This window comes from Streptomyces sp. NPDC059832 (assembly GCF_042731715.1).
Classification (GTDB): Bacteria; Actinomycetota; Actinomycetes; order Streptomycetales; family Streptomycetaceae; genus Streptomyces.
Genome location: NZ_JBHWIY010000051.1, coordinates 21,035 through 38,927, shown reverse-complemented (window position 1 = coordinate 38,927; position 17,893 = coordinate 21,035). Strand labels below are relative to the sequence as shown.

At 71.8% G+C, this 17,893-nt stretch carries 16 protein-coding genes; 9 read left to right on the top strand and 7 right to left on the bottom strand.

What is annotated here, in order from left to right; all coding sequences use genetic code 11:
- Positions 1–155: 155 nt before the first annotated feature.
- Both ACFV8T_RS41820 and ACFV8T_RS41815 read left to right on the top strand, forming a co-directional pair.
- A complete protein-coding gene (locus tag ACFV8T_RS41820; protein WP_072488886.1) occupies positions 156–482 on the top strand; it encodes a hypothetical protein in 327 nt (108 codons plus the stop codon).
- Between the two features lie 125 nt (positions 483–607).
- Complete coding sequence (locus tag ACFV8T_RS41815; protein ID WP_385338166.1) at positions 608–1,609, top strand: DUF6745 domain-containing protein; 1,002 nt, start codon at positions 608–610, stop codon at positions 1,607–1,609.
- A gap of 68 nt (positions 1,610–1,677) precedes the next feature.
- Here the strand turns inward: ACFV8T_RS41815 and ACFV8T_RS41810 are convergent, their stop codons facing one another.
- From ACFV8T_RS41810 to ACFV8T_RS41800, 3 genes are all read right to left on the bottom strand, one after another.
- Complete coding sequence (locus ACFV8T_RS41810) at positions 1,678–2,268, bottom strand: TetR/AcrR family transcriptional regulator (RefSeq protein WP_385338164.1); 591 nt, start codon at positions 2,266–2,268, stop codon at positions 1,678–1,680.
- Positions 2,269–2,270: 2 nt separating this feature from the next.
- Positions 2,271–3,332, bottom strand: coding sequence for a S8 family serine peptidase (locus ACFV8T_RS41805; RefSeq protein WP_385338161.1), 1,062 nt, complete (start codon positions 3,330–3,332; stop codon positions 2,271–2,273).
- Positions 3,333–3,507: 175 nt separating this feature from the next.
- On the bottom strand, positions 3,508–4,071 hold the full coding sequence (locus tag ACFV8T_RS41800) for a carboxymuconolactone decarboxylase family protein (protein ID WP_385338158.1): 564 nt from the start codon (positions 4,069–4,071) through the stop codon (positions 3,508–3,510).
- A gap of 161 nt (positions 4,072–4,232) precedes the next feature.
- Between ACFV8T_RS41800 and ACFV8T_RS41795 the strand changes: the two genes are divergently transcribed.
- The 7 genes from ACFV8T_RS41795 to ACFV8T_RS41765 all read left to right on the top strand — a co-directional run bounded on the left by ACFV8T_RS41795 (position 4,233) and on the right by ACFV8T_RS41765 (position 10,648).
- Positions 4,233–4,673: a PPOX class F420-dependent oxidoreductase gene (locus ACFV8T_RS41795; protein ID WP_385338156.1), complete on the top strand. Its 441-nt coding sequence runs from the start codon at positions 4,233–4,235 to the stop codon at positions 4,671–4,673.
- Positions 4,674–4,772: 99 nt separating this feature from the next.
- A complete protein-coding gene (locus ACFV8T_RS41790; protein ID WP_385338153.1) occupies positions 4,773–6,008 on the top strand; it encodes an MBL fold metallo-hydrolase in 1,236 nt (411 codons plus the stop codon).
- 365 nt (positions 6,009–6,373) lie between these two features.
- Positions 6,374–8,341: a sensor histidine kinase gene (locus tag ACFV8T_RS41785; protein WP_385338150.1), complete on the top strand. Its 1,968-nt coding sequence runs from the start codon at positions 6,374–6,376 to the stop codon at positions 8,339–8,341.
- 7 nt (positions 8,342–8,348) lie between these two features.
- The gene (locus ACFV8T_RS41780) at positions 8,349–8,783 is read left to right on the top strand and encodes a roadblock/LC7 domain-containing protein (RefSeq protein WP_385338147.1); all 435 of its coding nucleotides are present in this window, start codon (positions 8,349–8,351) and stop codon (positions 8,781–8,783) included.
- A gap of 2 nt (positions 8,784–8,785) precedes the next feature.
- Complete coding sequence (locus tag ACFV8T_RS41775) at positions 8,786–9,157, top strand: DUF742 domain-containing protein (RefSeq protein WP_385338144.1); 372 nt, start codon at positions 8,786–8,788, stop codon at positions 9,155–9,157.
- Positions 9,158–9,503: 346 nt separating this feature from the next.
- A complete protein-coding gene (locus ACFV8T_RS41770; protein ID WP_385338177.1) occupies positions 9,504–10,064 on the top strand; it encodes an ATP/GTP-binding protein in 561 nt (186 codons plus the stop codon).
- The gene (locus ACFV8T_RS41765; RefSeq protein ID WP_385338142.1) at positions 10,061–10,648 is read left to right on the top strand and encodes a GAF domain-containing protein; all 588 of its coding nucleotides are present in this window, start codon (positions 10,061–10,063) and stop codon (positions 10,646–10,648) included. The genes ACFV8T_RS41770 and ACFV8T_RS41765 overlap by 4 nt, the downstream gene beginning before the upstream one ends.
- Positions 10,649–10,688: 40 nt before the next feature.
- Here ACFV8T_RS41765 and ACFV8T_RS41760 read toward each other — a convergent pair whose 3' ends face one another.
- The 4 genes from ACFV8T_RS41760 to ACFV8T_RS41745 all read right to left on the bottom strand — a co-directional run bounded on the left by ACFV8T_RS41760 (position 10,689) and on the right by ACFV8T_RS41745 (position 17,738).
- Positions 10,689–12,599: a DUF2264 domain-containing protein gene (locus ACFV8T_RS41760; protein ID WP_385338139.1), complete on the bottom strand. Its 1,911-nt coding sequence runs from the start codon at positions 12,597–12,599 to the stop codon at positions 10,689–10,691.
- Positions 12,600–12,633: 34 nt separating this feature from the next.
- Positions 12,634–14,997: a polysaccharide lyase 8 family protein gene (locus ACFV8T_RS41755; protein ID WP_385338175.1), complete on the bottom strand. Its 2,364-nt coding sequence runs from the start codon at positions 14,995–14,997 to the stop codon at positions 12,634–12,636.
- 92 nt (positions 14,998–15,089) lie between these two features.
- Complete coding sequence (locus tag ACFV8T_RS41750; protein ID WP_385338136.1) at positions 15,090–16,490, bottom strand: M60 family metallopeptidase; 1,401 nt, start codon at positions 16,488–16,490, stop codon at positions 15,090–15,092.
- 153 nt (positions 16,491–16,643) lie between these two features.
- The gene (locus tag ACFV8T_RS41745) at positions 16,644–17,738 is read right to left on the bottom strand and encodes a LacI family DNA-binding transcriptional regulator (protein WP_385338133.1); all 1,095 of its coding nucleotides are present in this window, start codon (positions 17,736–17,738) and stop codon (positions 16,644–16,646) included.
- Between the last annotated feature and the right edge of the window lie 155 nt (positions 17,739–17,893).

Sequence of the window (17,893 nt, the reverse complement as noted above, 5' to 3'; positions counted from 1 at the left end):
GCCGGACAGAACAACTGCAGGACAGCCCAGCAGGGCGTCAGTCAGACCCTGAGCCACGACCACCGGAACCCGCTACGAGTATCAATGTCAGACCCTCCCCGTAGCGTTTTCTCCGTGGCCGGCACAGCGGGTGCGGCCAACGAGGGGAGACGTCTGTGTACCGGCAGGGCGATGTACTGATCGTGTCGTTGGACGAGTCGGCGGTGCCCGCGCATCTCGTGGACGCGCCGGGTGAGCCCAGGGACGGCAAGGGCCGCATGGTCCTCGCGCTGGGCGAGGTCACCGGCCATGCCCACGCCGTCCAGGGGCCGGGCCGGCTGATGCGCGAGGCGGGGGCGTTCGGGCCGATGCTGCTCCATCTTCCCGAGGGCGGGCGAGTGGTGCACGAGGAGCACGCGGCGATACCGCTGTCGAAGGGCTGGTACCGCGTGGTGCGCCAGCGGGAGTACACACCGGGAGCGGTCCGTATCGTCGCGGACTGACAGCGGCCCGGGAGGGACCCGGAGACCACGTGGCGCACGACGCACAGCGCGCCACGAACAACACGGATCGCAGCACACAGATCGCAGCACACGGATCGCAGAACACAGGGGATGGGGAAAGACCGATGCAGTACGTGGACTCATGGCGGGCCGTGGCAGCGGCGACCGGCGCGGCCGACCGGTCCGCGGCCGAGGACGGGCTGCGGCTCGCCTACCGCAGCGCAGGACTCGCCGAGCCGGAGCGGATCGTCTGGGTCGACTCGCCCAGGGCCGGCGTGGAGGCCGTCGAGAAGCTCGTCGACGCCGGACGCTCGGTGCGTGACGAAGTACGGACCAGGCCCTGGGCGCAGGAGCGGCGCCGGATGTACGACGAACTGGGCCCGGCGGGCTGGTCCGCACTGTGGTCCGCCACGGGCGCACAGCTCTGGGAGACCACCGCGGCACTCGCCGATCGGATCAGGGCCGGTGTCGTCGCCGACCTCTCGGAGCGCCCCGAGGACGAGTCCGACGTCCGGCTGGTGCTGCTCGACGCGGTCCTGGGCCAGCACGACGCGGCCTGGCTCGTCGCTTTCGACGGCCGGGGCGACCGGCTCGACGGTCTGGCGGAGGTGGCCAGGCACGCGGGCTGGTGGTGGCCCTACGAGCGCGTCGTCGTGATCAGCGAGCGGCCGGAGACGCTGCACCGGGACGAGGCGGGCCGGCTCGACCGCGGGGACGGCCCGGCGCTCGCCTACCGCGACGGCTTCGCCCTCCACGCCTGGCGCGGCATGCCCGTGCCCGCCGAGTTCCTGGAGGAGCTGAACTCCCTCACTCCGAAGCGGATACGCGAGGAGGAGAACGCGGAACTGCGCCGCGTGATGCTGGAGTTCTACGGCTACGACCGATACCTCACCGAATCCGGGGCCGAGCCGGTCCACCGTGACGAGACGGGTGTGCTCTGGCGGATCGCGATGGACGGCGACGAGGACGTGGTGATGGTCGAGGTGGTCAACTCCACCCCGGAGCCGGACGGCACGCACCGTGTCTACTGGCTGCGGGTGCCGCCCGGCACCAGGACCGCGAAGGACGGTGTGGCCTGGACCTTCGGACTTCAGGGCGACGCGTACGCACCCGTGCGCCAGACCTGACCGCCGTCGGCCGGCCCGCACCACCGCCCGAACCCACCCGGCCGGACCGCCGGCCGGGGCGGGTGGGGTCAGGCCGTCAGCGCCTCGTGGTCGATGCCGAGTTCGCGGGCGAGCGCCTCGTCGGTCCAGGCCAGCATCGTGGCCCGGGAAAGCGGACCCGCGTACGACGTCGTCTGCACGGCCAGACCGTCCAGCAGGGCGGTCAGCCGCCAGGCCGTGGACATCGGGTCGTCGCAGTGGAACTCACCGGCGGCGGCGCCCTCTTCGATGACCTCGGCCAGTTCCGCCTTCCACTGCTGGTCGAGATCGCCGGCCACATTGCGCAGCGCCGGATCGCGCAGCGAGGCGGCCCAGGCCTCGATCCACAACCGCCAGCCCTTGGCCTGTCCCGTCGGCGCGTACCAGCGGACGGCGGCGCGCAGCCGCCGTACGGCGCTGGTGCGGCGGCCGAGCACCTTGCGCAGATGGGCGAGGTCGGCCTCGGCGGCATGCGCGAACGCTGCCGCGACCAGCTTCTCCTTGGTCGAGAAGTGATAGAGCACGAGCGCGTTGCTCACTCCGAGCACGGCGGCCACATCGGCGATCCGTACCGCCGCGACGCCTCGTACCTCGATCTGTTCGACGGCAGCGCGCAGCAGCTCTTCGCGTCGTTCCGCCACGCTCAACCGCACTCTTGCCACGGCGTCACCCTAACGAATATGCCACGCACGGGAAGACCGGGGGGCGGAGCCCGGTAGCTGCCGCGCGGCAGCGTCACCTTCCTCGGCACCGTGCCGGTCAGCCCGATCAGCTGGGACGCGCCGGTCCGCTCGTTCTGCAGGACCACGCCGGTCGAGGTGGCCTCGCTGCCCGCACGGGGCGCGGGGCCGGTCAGGGTGAGGGTGCACGTCGCCGGATCGGCCTGGACCGAGACGGGTACGGTCGCCCGTCCGTGCCCGGACCAGTTCGCGGTCACGGCCCCGTCGTACGTCGTCTGCGCCTCGACCCGGGACGGTTCGAGGGTGACCTTCGAGACGGCCGAGGACCGCGCGGGCACGGTCAGCGTCCGCGCACCGAGCCGCACCGCACCGTCGTGCCCCGCGCAGAGTGTGGGCCGTACGGGCTTGTCGGTGGTGTTCGTCCAGGTCAGCTCGCGGCTCTGCGGTTCGGCGGAGCCGTTCGGGTACGTGGTGCGAGCGGCCGGTGCGGCGGGTTCGGCGACCACGGCCGCGGCCAGCGCGGCCGGCACGTCGACGAGGCCCGCACCGGTGTCGGAGACCGTGGCACCGTCCACCCGCGCGGCGCTGCCGACCAGCGCCGACTTCAGCCGGTCGCCGGACCGGTCGGGGTGCCGCTGGGCCAGCAGGGCGGCGGCACCCGCCACATGCGGGCTCGCCATCGACGTACCGGAGAGCGAGGCGTACTGCTCGGTGACGGAGGCGTCGTCCAGGGTGCCCGCGGCGCGCGCGGCGACGATGTCGCTGCCGGGGCCCGAGACCTCCGGTTCGACGGCGGGCCGGCCCTGGCGCGGTCCACGTGGGGAGAACGGCGACATCGCACCGGACTTGGTGACCGAGCCCACGGTCAGGGCGGCGTCGGCGGCGCCGGGCGCACTGATGGTGTGGTCACCGGTGTTGCCCGCGGCGATGACGAAGAGCGTGCCGTGTTCCGCGGAGGGCTTGTCGACGGCGGCGGACAACGGGTCGGTGCCGTCGGACGCCACGGTCGAGCCGAGGCCGTCCATCTGGTCCGTCTCATTCTCACCTCGTGAACTCGTCTGTTCTCAGGGAGTGGTGAGGCGAGAGTGACAGGAACATGGCGGATTGGAGCCGGGTGCGGACTGGCGGGTAACTGCCATGGCAGCTACCCGCCGCACCGGCCGCGGGATCCGGCGCGGAGGCGTCGGCCGCCGGCCCGGGTCAGCGGTTCGCGGGGCGCTCCACCTCGCACCGGTCCTTGAAGCCCTGACTGGTCAGACCGAGCGCGGAATTCGTCCGGGAGCGCATGTTCTCCACCGCGACCATCGTCGTGAGCTCGACGAACGCCGCCTCGCCGAGCGCGGCCCGCAGCCGTTGCGCCAGCTCGTCCCCGATCTCCGGCGGGGTGAGGCTCATCCCCTGCGCGTACTCCATGACGTCGCGCTCCAGCGGGGTGTACACCTCGCTCTCCCGCCACACCGGCACCTCGCGCAGCTTGCGCGGGTCGATGCCGTGGCGGTGGTTCTCCCAGTAGCCGAAGTCCATGCACCAGCTGCAGCCGATGGTGGCGGCGGACGTCATCACGGCCAGCGCCTTGAGCTGCGCGTCCAGCTTCTTCCAGCGGCCCACCGACAGTTCGAAGCGGGCTCCGGCCCACAGCACCCCGGTGTGGTGGGCGGCGGCCCGCAGTGGATCGATGACCTTGCCGTACGTACGGTTCGAGTACCACGACACGGCACGGAAGAGGAGGGTACGGGGCGGGTCGAGCGGGATTCGGGCGGTCATGACCGGTCTCCTTCGGTACGGCTCGGGTGCCGTCCGGTGGCGTCGTCGGACGCCGCCGGAGGGCTGCTTGCACCGATGGGACGGACGAGGGGCCCTCGGATGTGACATGGCTGTGCGGGCGGATGCGGAATCCTGCGACGGGCACGGACGTTGGATCCGGCATGACGGGATTCGACACACGGCAGGAAGCGCTGCTCGGGCTGCTCGCCGAGGAGAACGGCGGCGTGCTCGTGACACTCAGGCGGGACGGCAGACCCCAGCTGTCCAACGTCAATCACTTCTACTACCCCCAGGAGCGCATCGTCCGCGTCTCGATCACCGAGGACCGGGCGAAGACGAAGAACCTGCGCCGCGACCCCCGGGCGAGCTACCACGTCACCGGCGCGGACCGCTGGGCGTGGACGGTCGTGGACGCCACCGCCGAGCTGTCCCCGGTCGCCGCCGATCCGCACGACGCGACGGTGGAGGAGCTCATCACGCTCTACCGCGACGTCCAGGGCGAACACCCCGACTGGGACGACTACCGCAGTGCGATGGTCCGGGACCGGCGCGTCGTGCTGCGGCTGCGCATCGAGCACGTGTACGGGCAGCCGCGTGGCTGACGCGGCCCGGTCCCGCTGCCGGCCCCGCGGACCTTCCGCTCTCGCACTGTCGTACCCCCCGCCCATAATGAGACGAGACCGACTCCCCCAGGAGATGTTGTGACCGGCGCTGACCCCTTGCTTCCGCTCCGCACCCGGCTGCGTTCGCTGCGCCCCGCCGCATTCGGCGCGGATCCGGGCGGTGCCCGCATGGAGCGCATCCGCCGCTCGCCCAACTTCGCCGACGGCGTCTTCCAGAACCCGGTGGGGGCACGGACCAGGCCGTCCGGATCCACCCTGGAGTTCGCGAAGGTCTACTTCCGCAAGGAGGAGCGGGCGCGCAGGGCACCGGTCGGCACCGTGCCCGTCCACGCCACCACCTACGCCGATCTTGCCGAGACTCCCGCCACGGGGCTGCGGCTCACCTGGATGGGCCATTCCAGCGTGCTCGCCGAGATCGACGGCCGACGGGTGCTCTTCGACCCGGTGTGGGGAGAGCGCTGTTCCCCCTTCGCCTTCGCCGGGCCCAAGCGGCTGCACCCCGTGCCGCTGCCGCTCGCCGCGCTCGGGCCCGTGGACGCGGTGGTGATCTCCCACGACCACTACGACCACCTCGATCTGCCGACGATCCGGGCCCTCGCGGGCACGGACACGGTGTTCGCCGTCCCGCTGGGCGTCGGCGCGCATCTGGAGCGGTGGGGCGTGTCCGCCGACCGGATGCGCGAACTGGACTGGAACGAGACCACGAAGATCGCCGGGATCGGTCTGACCGCCACCCCGGCGCGGCATTTCTGCGGTCGCGGCCTGCGCAACCAGCAGCACACGCTCTGGGCGTCCTGGGTCGTCGCCGGACCCGAGCACCGGATCTACCACAGCGGTGACACCGGCTATTTCCCCGGCTTCGAGGACATCGGCGCCGAACACGGTCCGTTCGACGCGACGATGATCCAGATCGGTGCCTACTCCGAGTACTGGCCCGACATCCACATGACACCGGCCGAGGGAATGCGGGCCCATCTGGATCTCCAGGGCGGCAAGCCGCTCGGGGCGATGCTGCCGATCCACTGGGCCACCTTCAACCTCGCCCCGCACCCGTGGGCCGAGCCGGGCGAGGGCACCCTCGCCGCGGCACAGGACGCGGGCGCCCGGATCGCCCTGCCGCGGCCCGGTGAGCCCTTCGAGCCCACGGCGCGGACCGTTCCCTCCGAGCCCTGGTGGCGGGCGGCGGCCCCGCAGCCGCTGGAGCGCCGCCCCGCGGGTGCCGCCCGGATCACGGACCTGTCGGCCGGTCCGGGCCGGGGCCCCGAGGACGCGGAGGCGGAGGCCGGCCACGCCGAGGTGGCGCCGACCGCGTAGCGGCGTACGGATCACCCGGGGAACCTTCAGACGGCTCGGCCCGTCCGGCACGACCGGACGGGCCGAGCCGTTTCGTGTGCTCACGGGTTCGCTTCGATCGGCCATTCGGGTGCCGTCCGACCAGGTGTCGGTGCGGAGTAATCGGTCGACCGTGCGAGAGCTCATACCAGAGCGGGACGGATGGCGGGCAAGTTCGACAACTGCACGCCGCACTCGCGTGATTGACGACTACCGTGTGTTGCCGGTGATCAACGGTGGGCTCATGACTTTCGAGCCTGCCCGACCGATGAACCGAGCCTGACCGACCACCGTAGGTGCCACCGCATGAACGCCGATTCCAGGTGCTCCACGTACCGAGGACACTGATGTCTCAACTTCGCGCACCCGAAGCGCGACCGGAACGCCGAGAGGGCGGACGGCACGGCCGACCGGGTGCCCGTTCCCACTCGGCCACGGGCAGGCCGCGCGCCGCCCAGTTGTCCCCCGAGGCGCGTATACGCCCCCAACTCCTGCGCACCGCGGTGCTGCCGACCGTCGTAGCGGTACTGAGCGGAGCCGCAGCGGTCATCTTCACCGCCCGCTCCACCGGAGCCAGGCCGTCCACCGAACTCTGGATCGCGCTGGGCGCGGCCGGTGCGCTGGCGCTCGCCGCGGTGCTGGCCGCGTACCTCGCCGCCAACCGCGTCGCCACCACCGTCTTCGGCCGCTGTCTGGCGCTCCGCCGCGCCAGCGCCCAGGGCCAGGCCGAACTGCAACGGGTGGTGGAACGGCTCCGCAACGGCGAACCGGTGCCCGCGCGCAGGCCCACCGAGCCCGCCGCTCCGGGCAGCGACGCCTTCGAGCTGCTCGCCCAGGAACTCGGCCGCCAGCAGGAGGTCGCCGTGGCCGCGGTCGTCCAGGCGTCCCGGCTCTCCGACCACTCCGGCGAGGACCAGAAGGTCGAGGTCTTCGTCAATCTCGCCCGCCGGCTCCAGTCGCTCGTGCACCGCGAGATCCAGCTGCTCGACGAGCTGGAGCACGAGGTCGAGGACCCCGATCTGCTCAAGGGCCTCTTCCACGTCGACCATCTCGCCACCCGCATCCGCAGGCACGCCGAGAACCTCGCCGTCCTCGGTGGCGCCGTGTCCCGGCGGCAGTGGAGCAACCCGGTCACCATGACCGAGGTCCTGCGCTCGGCCATCGCCGAGGTCGAGCAGTACCCGCGGGTCAAGCTCGTGCCGCCGATCGACGGCACCCTGCGCGGCCACGCCGTGGCGGACGTGATCCATCTGCTGGCCGAACTGGTGGAGAACGCGACCGTGTTCTCCGCCCCGCACACCCAAGTGCTGCTGCGCGCCCAGCAGGTCACCGCCGGACTGGCCTTGGAGGTGGAGGACCGGGGACTCGGCATGCCGGGCAACGAGCAGAAGCGGATGAACGCCCTGCTCGCCGACCCCGACCAGGTCAACGTGGCCCGGCTGCTCCAGGACGGCCGGATCGGGCTGTTCGTCGTCGCGTCACTGGCCCGGCGGCACGGCATCGCGGTCCGGCTGCAGAGCAACATCTACGGAGGCACGCAGGCCGTACTCGTCCTCCCGCAGTCCCTGCTGGGCGTGGACGGGGACGCCCCGGCCGCGGAGGGCGCGGCCCCGGTCCCGCCCCCGGGTCCCGTACACCGCCCACCGGCCGAGGACGAGAGGGGCGGCCACCACAAGCCGTACCCCGGCCCGAACCCGAGCCTGAACCCCGGTCCGAGCGCCGCACCGGCTCCGCAGACGAGCACCGGCCGTCAGCCGTACGTCCCCAGCCAACCGCTGCGCCTGCATCAACCGCCCCAGCAGGCACAGGGCCAGGGCGAGGCCCCGCCGCTGCCATTGCGGGCCGAGCGACTCGACCGCCCCACCCCGGCCGAGTCCCGCCCCGGAATCCGGCCCACGGACGACGTCCGCGACGCACTCCGCTGCGAGCCCGGAGCCGTACGTGGCACCATGGGCCGGCCCCAACTGCCCAGGCGTGCCCATCAGGAGCACCTGGTCCCGCAGCTCAGGGAGGCACCGGCCCCGCGCACCGAGGACGGACAGGCCCTGCACGACCCGGGACTCGTGGCGGCCTTCCGACGAGGCATCGAACTCGCCGAGGCCCGCAGCGAATCCGAGGCCGACACCGCCCCGGAACCGGACACGGGCCTCGAAGCGGCGGCGACCCCGCAGTCCTGGCAGCCCCGGGCCCCGCTCGAACCGCTGCCGGTACGCGGACTCACCGCGACCGTCGCCCCGTACCCCTCGGGACCGGTCCCGGATCCGGACGCGGCCCCGGCCGACGATCCCCTCGAAACGAACACCTCCAAGGAGTAGATGCACCATGGCGACCGATATGCCGTCCGGTCAGGTTTCGGACCTCGACTGGCTGCTGAGCGGACTGGTTCAGCGTGTCCCGTACACACGCAGCGCGGTTCTCCTCTCCGCCGACGGGCTGGTGAAATCCCTTCATGGCATGGACGCCGACAGCGCCGACCACATGGCGGCGCTGGCAGCCGGTCTGTACTCGCTCGGCCGCAGCGCGGGCGCGCGCTTCGGCGACAGCGGTGACGTACGGCAGGTGGTGGTCGAGCTCGACTCGTCCCTGCTGTTCGTCTCCACCGCCGGGTCCGGCACCTGCCTCGCCGTGCTCGCCGGACGCGAGGCGGACGCGGCAGTGCTCGGCTACGAGATGACCATGCTGGTCAAGAGCGTCCGGCCCTATCTGATGACGCCTGTGAGACAAGCGGCCGGGGCCCCCGGCGCCACGGGGCTGTGAGGGTGTCGGTCCCGCAGGACGGGCCGTTGCTCGACGACGCGGCCGGCCGGCTCATCCGCCCGTACACCGTGAGCAACGGCCGTACCCGTCCTACGACCGTGCTCGATCTGCTCTCCCTGGTCATGGCCACGGGGACCGAGCCGCAGATGCTTCTCGGTCCCGAGCACTCCGTCGCGCTGGGGCTGTGCGGCGGTCCCACCTCGGTGGCCGAGATCGCCGCCCATCTGAGGTTGCCCGCAGTCGTCACCAAGGTGCTCGTCTCCGACCTGGTCGACTGCGGGGCCGTGACCGCGCATCCGCCCGCCTTCCATGACATGCCCACCGACCGATCTCTGCTGGAGGCAGTGCTCGATGGCTTACGACGACAGCTCTGACGGCTTCGGCAGCTCCGCCGCGTACAAGAACAACGCAAGCCACGAAGGCTTCGGAAGCCACGGAAGCCATGGCCGTTCCGAGAGCTACGGGAGCCCGGAGAGCTACGGACACCCGGGGAACCACGGTGACGCGCTGGATCACGGAGCTGCGCAGAACTACGCAGACGCGGTGGACTACGGACCCGCGCAGAACTACGGGGAAAGCCGGAGCTACGGGGACGCGCAGGGCTACGGGGATGTTCCTGGCCACGAAGCCGGGCCGGGCCACGGCGGCCACGGCGGCACCCCGGATGCCTCCGGAGCCGCAGGCACCGAGGGCTCGGAAGGCTTTCCCGTCGCGCTCAAGGTGCTGGTGGCAGGCGGGTTCGGCGTCGGCAAGACGACATTCGTCGGCGCGGTCAGCGAAATCGCACCGCTGAGCACGGAAGAGCTGCTGACCCAGGTCAGCGCCGCGACCGACAGCCTCGACGGGATCGAGTCCAAGACCTCCACCACCGTGGCGATGGACTTCGGCCGCATCACCCTCGACGAGCAGCACGTTCTCTATCTGTTCGGAACCCCGGGCCAGGAACGCTTCTGGTTCATGTGGGACGAACTCTCCCAGGGAGCGCTGGGAGCCGTCGTGATCGCGGACACCCGTCGGCTCGCCGAGTGCTTCGCCGCCGTCGACTTCTTCGAGCGGCGCGGCATCGGATTCATCGTCGCGGTCAACGAGTTCGACGGCGCCTACCGCTACGCGCCCGAGGAGATCCGCGCCGCACTCGACCTGGGGCCGGACGTACCGGTGGTGCTCTGCGACGCCCGGATCGCCAGCTCGGGCACCGGGACGCTGGTCACGCTGGTCCAGCACCTGATCAACGCCACCTCGGCCCCGGCCCAGCTGACCGGCTTCGGAGCCCACACGTGACCCGAAACACCACCGGCCGCATGCTGCTCACGCCCGTCGACCGCGATGCCGTCCTTCGTACCCAGCGGCTGAGGACGCTCGGGCTCGGGGAACGCGCCGACGCGTCGTTCGACAACTTCGACGCCTTCGCCGACCGGGTGGCCGAGGTGACCGAAGTGCCCTTCTCGATGGTCAACTTCATCGACGGCAACCGGCAGTTCTTCGCCGGGCTGCACACCCCGGCCGGCACGCACAAGGGCTCCGACCTGGGCGCCACGGCCGCGGGCAGCAGCCGCAGCGGTCGTTACGTCGCGCTCGACCGCGGCTACTGCCCGCATGTCGTCGTCCGGCGCAAGGCGCTCGTCCTGGAGGACGTCTGCGACTACCCCCGGTTCGCAGGCAACCCGGTGGTCGACGAAATAGGCATCCGTTCCTATCTCGGCGCGCCCCTCATCGACCGCTCGGGCGTAGCCCTGGGCGCCGTCTGCGCGGTCGACACCGTGCCCCGCCCGTGGGGCAGGGCGGGGCTCGACACGATCAAGTCCCTGGCCATGGAACTCGTCGGGCACATCGATCAACGGGAGGGGAACAGCATCGGCATCTGACCGGCCGTCCGCCGCCCGGCGCCCCGGCCCACCACCGCGATCAGACCTCGACGGTCGTACCGTCCAGGAAGGTCAGCACCACCGAGTCCGCCCCCGCTCGCACCCGCACCGCGTCGCGCAGCGCCTCCGGGTGCACGGCGTCCCGGGAGAGCGCGACCAGCGAGACATGGACGCTCCGTCCGCCCGGGTGCGGCCCGCTGCGGAGATACGGGATCGCCGAATGCGGCCCGTACGCATTGGACTGGACATCACGCGCCACAGCGGCCCCTTCCGTACCGCCGTCCCAGCCGTGCAGCGCGACCAGGGCGCTGCTCAGACCATCGGCCGTACGGGCGAGTGCCCAGTCGGGACCCGACAGGGCGAACGGGCTCTCCGCATGGGAGACCGCGTGACCGCCCTCCCGCACCACCACGCCTTCCGGCGCCTCGACCCGGTGCACCCGGATCTCCCACGGACCGTGCAGCACACTCGTCGTCTCGATCCGGTACGGCTGATCGTCACCGGGCAGCCTGGCCGCGTACCAGGAGGCCGCGACGCGGTCCTCGCAGCGCAGCGGATGGATCCGGCGGCGCACCGACGGGGTGCCGTCGGGCGCCACGAGTGCCAGATGACCGTCGATGGAGCGTGCCACGGCGTGCGGGGCGGCCTCGGGCGCCGTCGCCGTCGAGTAGGCGAACCTGGCGTAGTGCGGATCGTCCGTGCCCTCGGACGGGTCGGCCGACCCGTCGAACGGCGGATTGTGGTCGCTGCCGTGATTGACCAGTCGGACGATGCCGTCGTCGCGGGTGCCGTGCAGCAGCCAGCCGGGGGCGGGCAGCGCGGTGTACCGGTCGGACTCCTCGATGGGCAGCGGCAGTTCGCGCGCCGTCCACACGGCGTGGTCGGCCGGCAGCAGCAGCCCGAGGAAGCCCTTGCTCGCCCAGTACGGCGAGGCGGGACCGGAGTACGGCTGGGTGCTCGGCAGGAACGTGTCGTACCAGCCGAGCGTCAGCAGCCCCCGCTCGTCCGGCACACCGCGCTCCGCGAAGTGCCGCATCGTGCCCGAGGCGAGCCGGCGGGTGAGACCCGGCGCCAGCGGGGTGCAGTCGGCCAGCGCCCCCATCCACACCGGTGCCAGGGCGGCGAACCGGTACGTCAGAGAACGGCCCTGGTGGACCGGCGCGCCGTCGGAGCCGAAGAAGTGCGGATAGTCCTCCAGGAACCGGCTGAGCCGCTGTCGGTAGACCTCGGTCCTGCCCCCGTCGTCGTCGCCCGCGATCCGCGACCACAGCAGCGGGTACAGATGCATGGCCCAGCCGATGTAGTAGTCGAAGTTCCGGCCGTCCCCGTCGGTGTACCAGCCGTCACCGACGTACCAGTCCTCGATCCTGTCCAGGTTCGATTCGATGTCCGAGCGGCTGTACGGCGCCCCGACCGAGGCGAGGAACTGCTCGGAGACCACCTGGAAGAGCCGCCAGTTGTTGTCCCAGGTGCGCCCGCCGACGAACCCGGAGAACCAGTCGACGACCCGCTCCTGCACCCGCGCGTCCAGCCGGTCCCAGATCCACGGCCGGGTCTCGTGCAGCGCCACCGCGACCGACGCCGCCTCCACCATCTGCTGCGAGCAGTCCGTCAGCTTCGGCCACGCCTCCCCGCTGCCGGGGTCCGTGCCCGCGGCCAGTCCCGCCGTGTACCGCTCGATCAGTGCGGGGTCGACCGCCCCGCCCGCGCCCGCGATCCGGCAGGCGGCGAGCAGGAACGACCGGGCGAACCCTTCGAGACCGTCCGAGACGACCCCCGACCAGCTGCCGCGGCCGGGCAGCCGGTACTGGGCGAAGCCGGGTGTCGCGTACGGCACCAGCGCATCCAGCATCCGGTCGGCCGTCGCCTCCCAGTGGGCCCGGGTCCAGCCGGTGCGTGACGACAGGAGCCGGTCGGGCGGCGGCAGTTGCAGATGCGGTGCGACGGACATGGTGGTGCTGCTCCTCGGGGTGATGCGGGATGGGTTACCGGTTGAGTTCGGCTCGGTGGGTGTGGCCGCGTGAGCCGCCGACGGCGACGGTGAGTACGGGCCTGCGGCCCGGGACGATGCTCACCGAGTCATCGGCCGTTACCACCGACCGTACGGGGAACGGCAGCTCGACCGAGAGCGTGGTGAGCGTCCGTCCCGGGTCGGCGACCGCGACGCGGACCCGCGCGCCGTGGCGTTGCACGAGTACCGACGCCGGGCCCGACGCGGTGATCCCGGCCGCCGTTCCGGCGCGCCAGAAATTCACCGCCGTCAGCCCTGCCCGGCGTGCCTCCACCGCCTGCGCGGTGGTGTCGTTGGCGACGATCCGGACCGGCCGGGACCGCGACCAGACCGCCGTCGCCGCGGCCGACGCGCCGGGCAGCAGCACATAGGCGTAGTGGGCGTCGGTGGGGGAGGGGCCGTGGTCCGTCCAGAGCGTCAGGTAGCGGCGGGTGACCGGGTCGGTGCTGCCGCCCGTGTCGGCCCCGGTGTCGATGGCCCGCCAGGTGCCGGTGCGCTGCTCCCGCAGGGCGTGCAGGGGGGTTCCCCCGGGGAACACATAGCCGCCCACCGTGTCGACATGGGCCCATCGGGCCTGGCCGAACTCGCCGCTCCAGCCCTGCTCGGCGGGCTGGCGGACGCCGTCGACCAGCAGCCGGTGACGTCCGTCCGCGCCCAGGTTGCGGTTCTCGACGATCGTCTCGACCGGCCGGCCGTCGCTCGCCGTGATGCCCGCGCCGAGTGCGACCACCGCGTTGTCCAGCAGGAACCACGACTTCCTGGTCCGCAGGGTGGTGCCCTGGGCGCCGATCACCTCCATCGCGGCGGCCCCGTACCGGCCGTCCAGCACGGCACCGCCCGCGACGGCGTTGGACGGACGGTAGGTGGACGTACCGGCGCCCGTGCCGAGATCGGTCCGCTGCCGGGTGTCGACCGTGGTGCCGGGGAGCCGGTACGGATCGACGGTCGGCCAGAAGCCGTCGTTGTACTGCCCCAGGTCGTCACCGTCGTACAGATACGTCATGCCGTCGCCGGTGTACCAGCCGTGCAGATTCTCGCCGTTGCCCGCCTCGTACGCCGAGATCCGTTTCGACGACAGGGACAGCGCACAGGCCCAGCCGGGGCGGCGGTGCACGACGCGGTCCATGTCGGCGAAGACATGACTGCCCGTGGTGCGCGGTCCGGCCGGCACGTTCCCGTCGTTCAGTACGGCCTTGGCCAGGGCGAGTTGGGGCAGTGTCGCGAGGGCCTCGAAGGGGGTGGTGCGATTGCGGGTCAGCCAGCCCTTGACCAGGGCGCGCCAGCGGCCCGCGTACTCGGCGGGTGCGCCGGAGGCCAGGAGCAGGATCGCCGCGAGGGCCGTCGCGCCGTCGCGGTGGTCACCGGCGCGCTCCCGGGAGACCGCCCGGCCGCGCACCGAGTCCATCATCAGCCCGTCGAAGATCACCGGGGCGAAGGTCCGCTCGACGGCGTCGTACATCACCGACACCTTCGGGTCGGCCACCGCCCACTCCGAGCCCGCCAGCAGCGCCAGCAGATAGGCCGTGCCGCCCAGCAGCACGATGCCGTACGACCCGGTGTAGGCCACCACGTCGTGCTGGACGAACGAGCCGTCCTCGTAGAAGCCGTCACCCGAACTCGTGTACCGGAACAGGCTGTTGCGCCCCGCGTCCCGTATGTCGGACAGCGCGTCGCGGGCCGAGACGAGCTTGGCCGCGTCCCGTCCCAGCAGCCCGCGCAGCGCCACGATGACGGCCTTGTCGGTGCGGTTCGCCCCGGTCTCGGAGAGCGTCGGGGAGTTGGTGCGACGGTCCGCGTCCGGGCAGAACCGGTCGACGACCGCCAGATAGTCCGACAGATCGGCGGCGGGAAGCCGGTCGCGCAGGATGACGGAACAGTCCATCAGCGCACGCGGGGCGCCGATCTCCCAGAACCACCAGTTGCCGGTCTCGCGCTCGGCCGGGTTGTACGCGGTGTCGTGGGTGAAGCGCAGCGCCGCGACGAGGGCATCCGCCACCTGTGCGGATCCGGCGAGGGAGGTGCCCTCGGTGGCCCAGGCGGTGGCGACGGTACGCAGCCGGGTGTAGCTCTGGCCGAAGTTGCCCGGGTCGGTGAGGGGAGCGAGGTCCGGCCAGAGCGCGGTGCGGCCGGCGCCGCGGTCGAGGGTGTCCCACAGGCCTTTGGCCGTGGTGTCCAGGGCCGCGACCGCCGCGGTGAAGTCGGTGTCGGCCGGGTCGAACCCGCCGCCGGTGAGCAGGGATTCGGCCCGCTGGAGCAGGGTGTCGAAGTCGGCGGTGGCCGCGGCCCCGGCGGTGGATTCCGCGATGGGGGAGGCGTGCGCCGCGCCGGCCGAGGTCATGAGCGCGGTCGCGGCCGTGACGGCGGTGGCGCTGCTCGCCGCGAGGAGGGTTCGTCTGCTGAGGTTCACGGTGAACTCCCTTGTCGCCGCGGTCAGTCGGCCAGCGTGGCCGGGTCGACGGGCGGCTTCGGCAGATTCAGCGCGGCCAGCTCGGCCCTGCCGGTGGCGTCGATCGGGAACGCCCAGGTGTTCACGAAGAAGTCCGTCAGGTCGTAACCCGCGACCCGGCTGGAGAAGGTGGCGAGGGCCCGGTAGCGCTTGTCGGTCTCCGTGTACTCGGACTGCGGGTTCTCCTCGCGGACCAGCTTGTGCATCCGGGGCCAGAAGTCGTCGCCGAACGCCAGCTCCAGCTGGCGCAGCGGGACGAGCTTCTCGTACGCGCCGAAGGACTTCTCGTACGTCAGCCCGGCCGTGCCGAACTTCTGCTGTGCCGACTGGAAGTAGGTGAGACCTGTCTTCGGGTCGACGGTGAGGAGGTTGGACGGCTGCTTCAGGGTGCGCTGCGCGGCCAGCGAGTAGATGTTGACCGTGACCTCGGTCAGGCCGCCGGGCTTGTAGGCGAACTGCTGGTGGAGATGGCCGAGTTCGTGGTAAAGCCCCCAGCCCCGGGTGCGCAGTCCCTCCACGGTCGTGGCCCGGTCGAGATAGGCGCGCGGGAAGCCGTTGTAGCCGTGGGTGGCGTAGGCGCCGACACCGCTGGGCACCTTGCTGACCTCGGTGAAGTGGTACGGACCGGCCTTGCGCCGGTGCACCGGCTTCGAACCGTCCAGACCGCTGATCCGGGCGTGGGAGTCGGTGATCGTCTCGACCAGCCCGAGCAGCGCGGCATGGTCCTCACCGCGGTACAGCAGCGCACCCTCGCGAGTGAGCGTCATGATCGTGTGCGGCGCGTGCAGTTCGACGTACGGCGATGCGGTGAGCGTGTCCAGCTGCCGCTGGTAGTCGGCCTCCGAGGTGCGGCCCAGGGTGAAGACCGGCATGGGCACGGCACCGGAGCGGAACAGCACACCGGCTCGCTCGCCGCGGCCCGTCAGGGTGAGGTAGACCGGGCCGCCGTGCGGGTCCGTGACCGTGTTCGCCCCCGCGGTCAGCGGATAGCTGCGGGGCTCGGTGATCTCGCCGTAGTAGTCCCAGGCGCCGATCCAGAGGGTGGGCAGCAGACCGTCGTAGGGCTGGACCGTGAGGGAGAGAGGGGTGCCGGCCGGGACGTACAGGCCGGTGGGCTGGAACTCCGAGCCGCGCAGGGCCTGTCCGAGCCGCAGCCGCTCGGCCTCGGCGGCGGGCCGGGCGGTCACGGCCAGCTTGACCGGGCGGCCCGTCCGGCGCTCCGGGGCGGTGCCGGGCGTGGTGGCCCGAGCCGTTCCGGTGGCGGCGCCGAGTGCGACGGCCGCTCCGGCTCCGGCGGCCGCGGCGAGAAGGGAACGCCGGCCTACGGGGGAGGAGGTGGCGGAAGCAGTGGTGGTGGAGCCGGCGGGGTCTGTGGGCATGCGCATGCGGAACTCCCTGCGGAAATGAGTGAGGGCGGAAGCGTGCGGAACGGTGCTGATCGGCGCCAGCATGTAAGCGGTTGCTATTCAGAGGCAAGAGGGGGCAAGAAGTTACTGTTATTTTCTATGGCCAACTATGGACAGGCGGGAAGTAACCGGTCACATCCCGGCGGAACGGCCGGGCCTCGGTGCAACGGAATCGCGTACCACGATGTGGGTACCGAGCCGCAGCGCCCCCGTGGTCGGCTCGCGCCAGTCGTCCTCGTCCCCGCCGGTGACGGCCAGCCGTACCGCCTGGCGCCCCATCTCCTCCAGCGGAATATGGACCGTGGTCAGCCGCGGCCGCAGCTCCTGGGCCACCGGGATGTCGTCGTACCCCACCAGGGACACGTCCTTCGGCACCCGGATCCCGGCCTCCTCCAGGGCCTGCGCCGCGCCCGCCGCCACCATGTCGTTGGCGGCGAAGACCGCGGTGAAGTCCGGCCCGTCCCGCAGTAGTTCGGCCATCCTCCGGTAGCCGAAGCTGCGGCTGAAGGCGCCGGACTGGACAAGCTCGGGGTCCGGGGTGATACCGCGCAGCTCAAGGGCCCGCTGGTGCCCGGCCAGCCGGTCGCGAGTGGTGGAGAGCTTGGGCGGGCCACCGAGGTAGAGGATCCGCTCGTGCCCCTGCATCAGCAGATGGTCGGTGATGGCGAAGGCGCCGCCCTCGTTGTCGTACTCGACCGCGACGGTCGGGGCCTGCTCGCCCAGCGCCGACCTGCCGCACAGCACCAGCTTCGACCCGCCCGCGTCCAGTTCGCGCGCCCTGCGGGCCAGTTCGGTGGTGTAGCCGCGGTCCGCGATGGAGCCGCCGACCACGACCACCGCGTCCGCCCGGCGCTCGTGCATCAGATCGATGAAGGCCAGCTCCCGCTGCGGATCGCCCTGGGTGCAGCAGACCAGACAGAGTCGTCCGCCCAGTGCCGCCTCCCGTTCCACACCGCGCGCGATGTACGCGTAGAACGGGTCGATGACCTCGTTGACGATGATCCCGACGGTGCGGTTGGAGACGCCGGCCAGTGCGCGGGCGTGGGCGTTGACGACATAGCCCAGCTCGCGCATCGCGGACTCGACCCGCTCCCGGGTCGCCTCGGCGACCGGGTAGTTGCGGTTCAGTACGCGGGAGACGGTGGCCGTCGAGACACCTGCGCGCCGCGCGACGTCGGTGACCGTCGCGCGCCGTTGTCCGTCCGCGGCTGTGCTCTGCCGGCGCATCCGGCTCACCCCCTGGTGGCTGTTGTGTGACGCCGAGCCTAGTGCCCCTCCCGGCAGGCTCCGCCCCGTCGCGCCGGTCATCACGCGCGCTCGCGGCGTCGGCCAAATGCCCTGGTGGCTCCGGTGCGAGGGCTTCCGGCGGCCTTGCGGTCGCA

Bases quoted from the DNA above. Each gene is read 5' to 3' on its own strand.
- ACFV8T_RS41760 (WP_385338139.1), bottom strand. From the start codon at position 12,599: ATGTCCGTCGCACCGCATCTGCAACTGCCGCCGCCCGACCGGCTCCTG.
- ACFV8T_RS41750 (WP_385338136.1), bottom strand. From the start codon at position 16,490: ATGCGCATGCCCACAGACCCCGCCGGCTCCACCACCACTGCTTCCGCC.
- ACFV8T_RS41815 (WP_385338166.1), top strand. From the start codon at position 608: ATGCAGTACGTGGACTCATGGCGGGCCGTGGCAGCGGCGACCGGCGCG.
- ACFV8T_RS41785 (WP_385338150.1), top strand. From the start codon at position 6,374: ATGTCTCAACTTCGCGCACCCGAAGCGCGACCGGAACGCCGAGAGGGC.
- ACFV8T_RS41780 (WP_385338147.1), top strand. From the start codon at position 8,349: ATGGCGACCGATATGCCGTCCGGTCAGGTTTCGGACCTCGACTGGCTG.
- ACFV8T_RS41800 (WP_385338158.1), bottom strand. From the start codon at position 4,071: ATGACCGCCCGAATCCCGCTCGACCCGCCCCGTACCCTCCTCTTCCGT.
- ACFV8T_RS41755 (WP_385338175.1), bottom strand. From the start codon at position 14,997: ATGACCTCGGCCGGCGCGGCGCACGCCTCCCCCATCGCGGAATCCACC.
- ACFV8T_RS41795 (WP_385338156.1), top strand. From the start codon at position 4,233: ATGACGGGATTCGACACACGGCAGGAAGCGCTGCTCGGGCTGCTCGCC.
- ACFV8T_RS41745 (WP_385338133.1), bottom strand. From the start codon at position 17,738: ATGCGCCGGCAGAGCACAGCCGCGGACGGACAACGGCGCGCGACGGTC.
- ACFV8T_RS41805 (WP_385338161.1), bottom strand. From the start codon at position 3,332: ATGGACGGCCTCGGCTCGACCGTGGCGTCCGACGGCACCGACCCGTTG.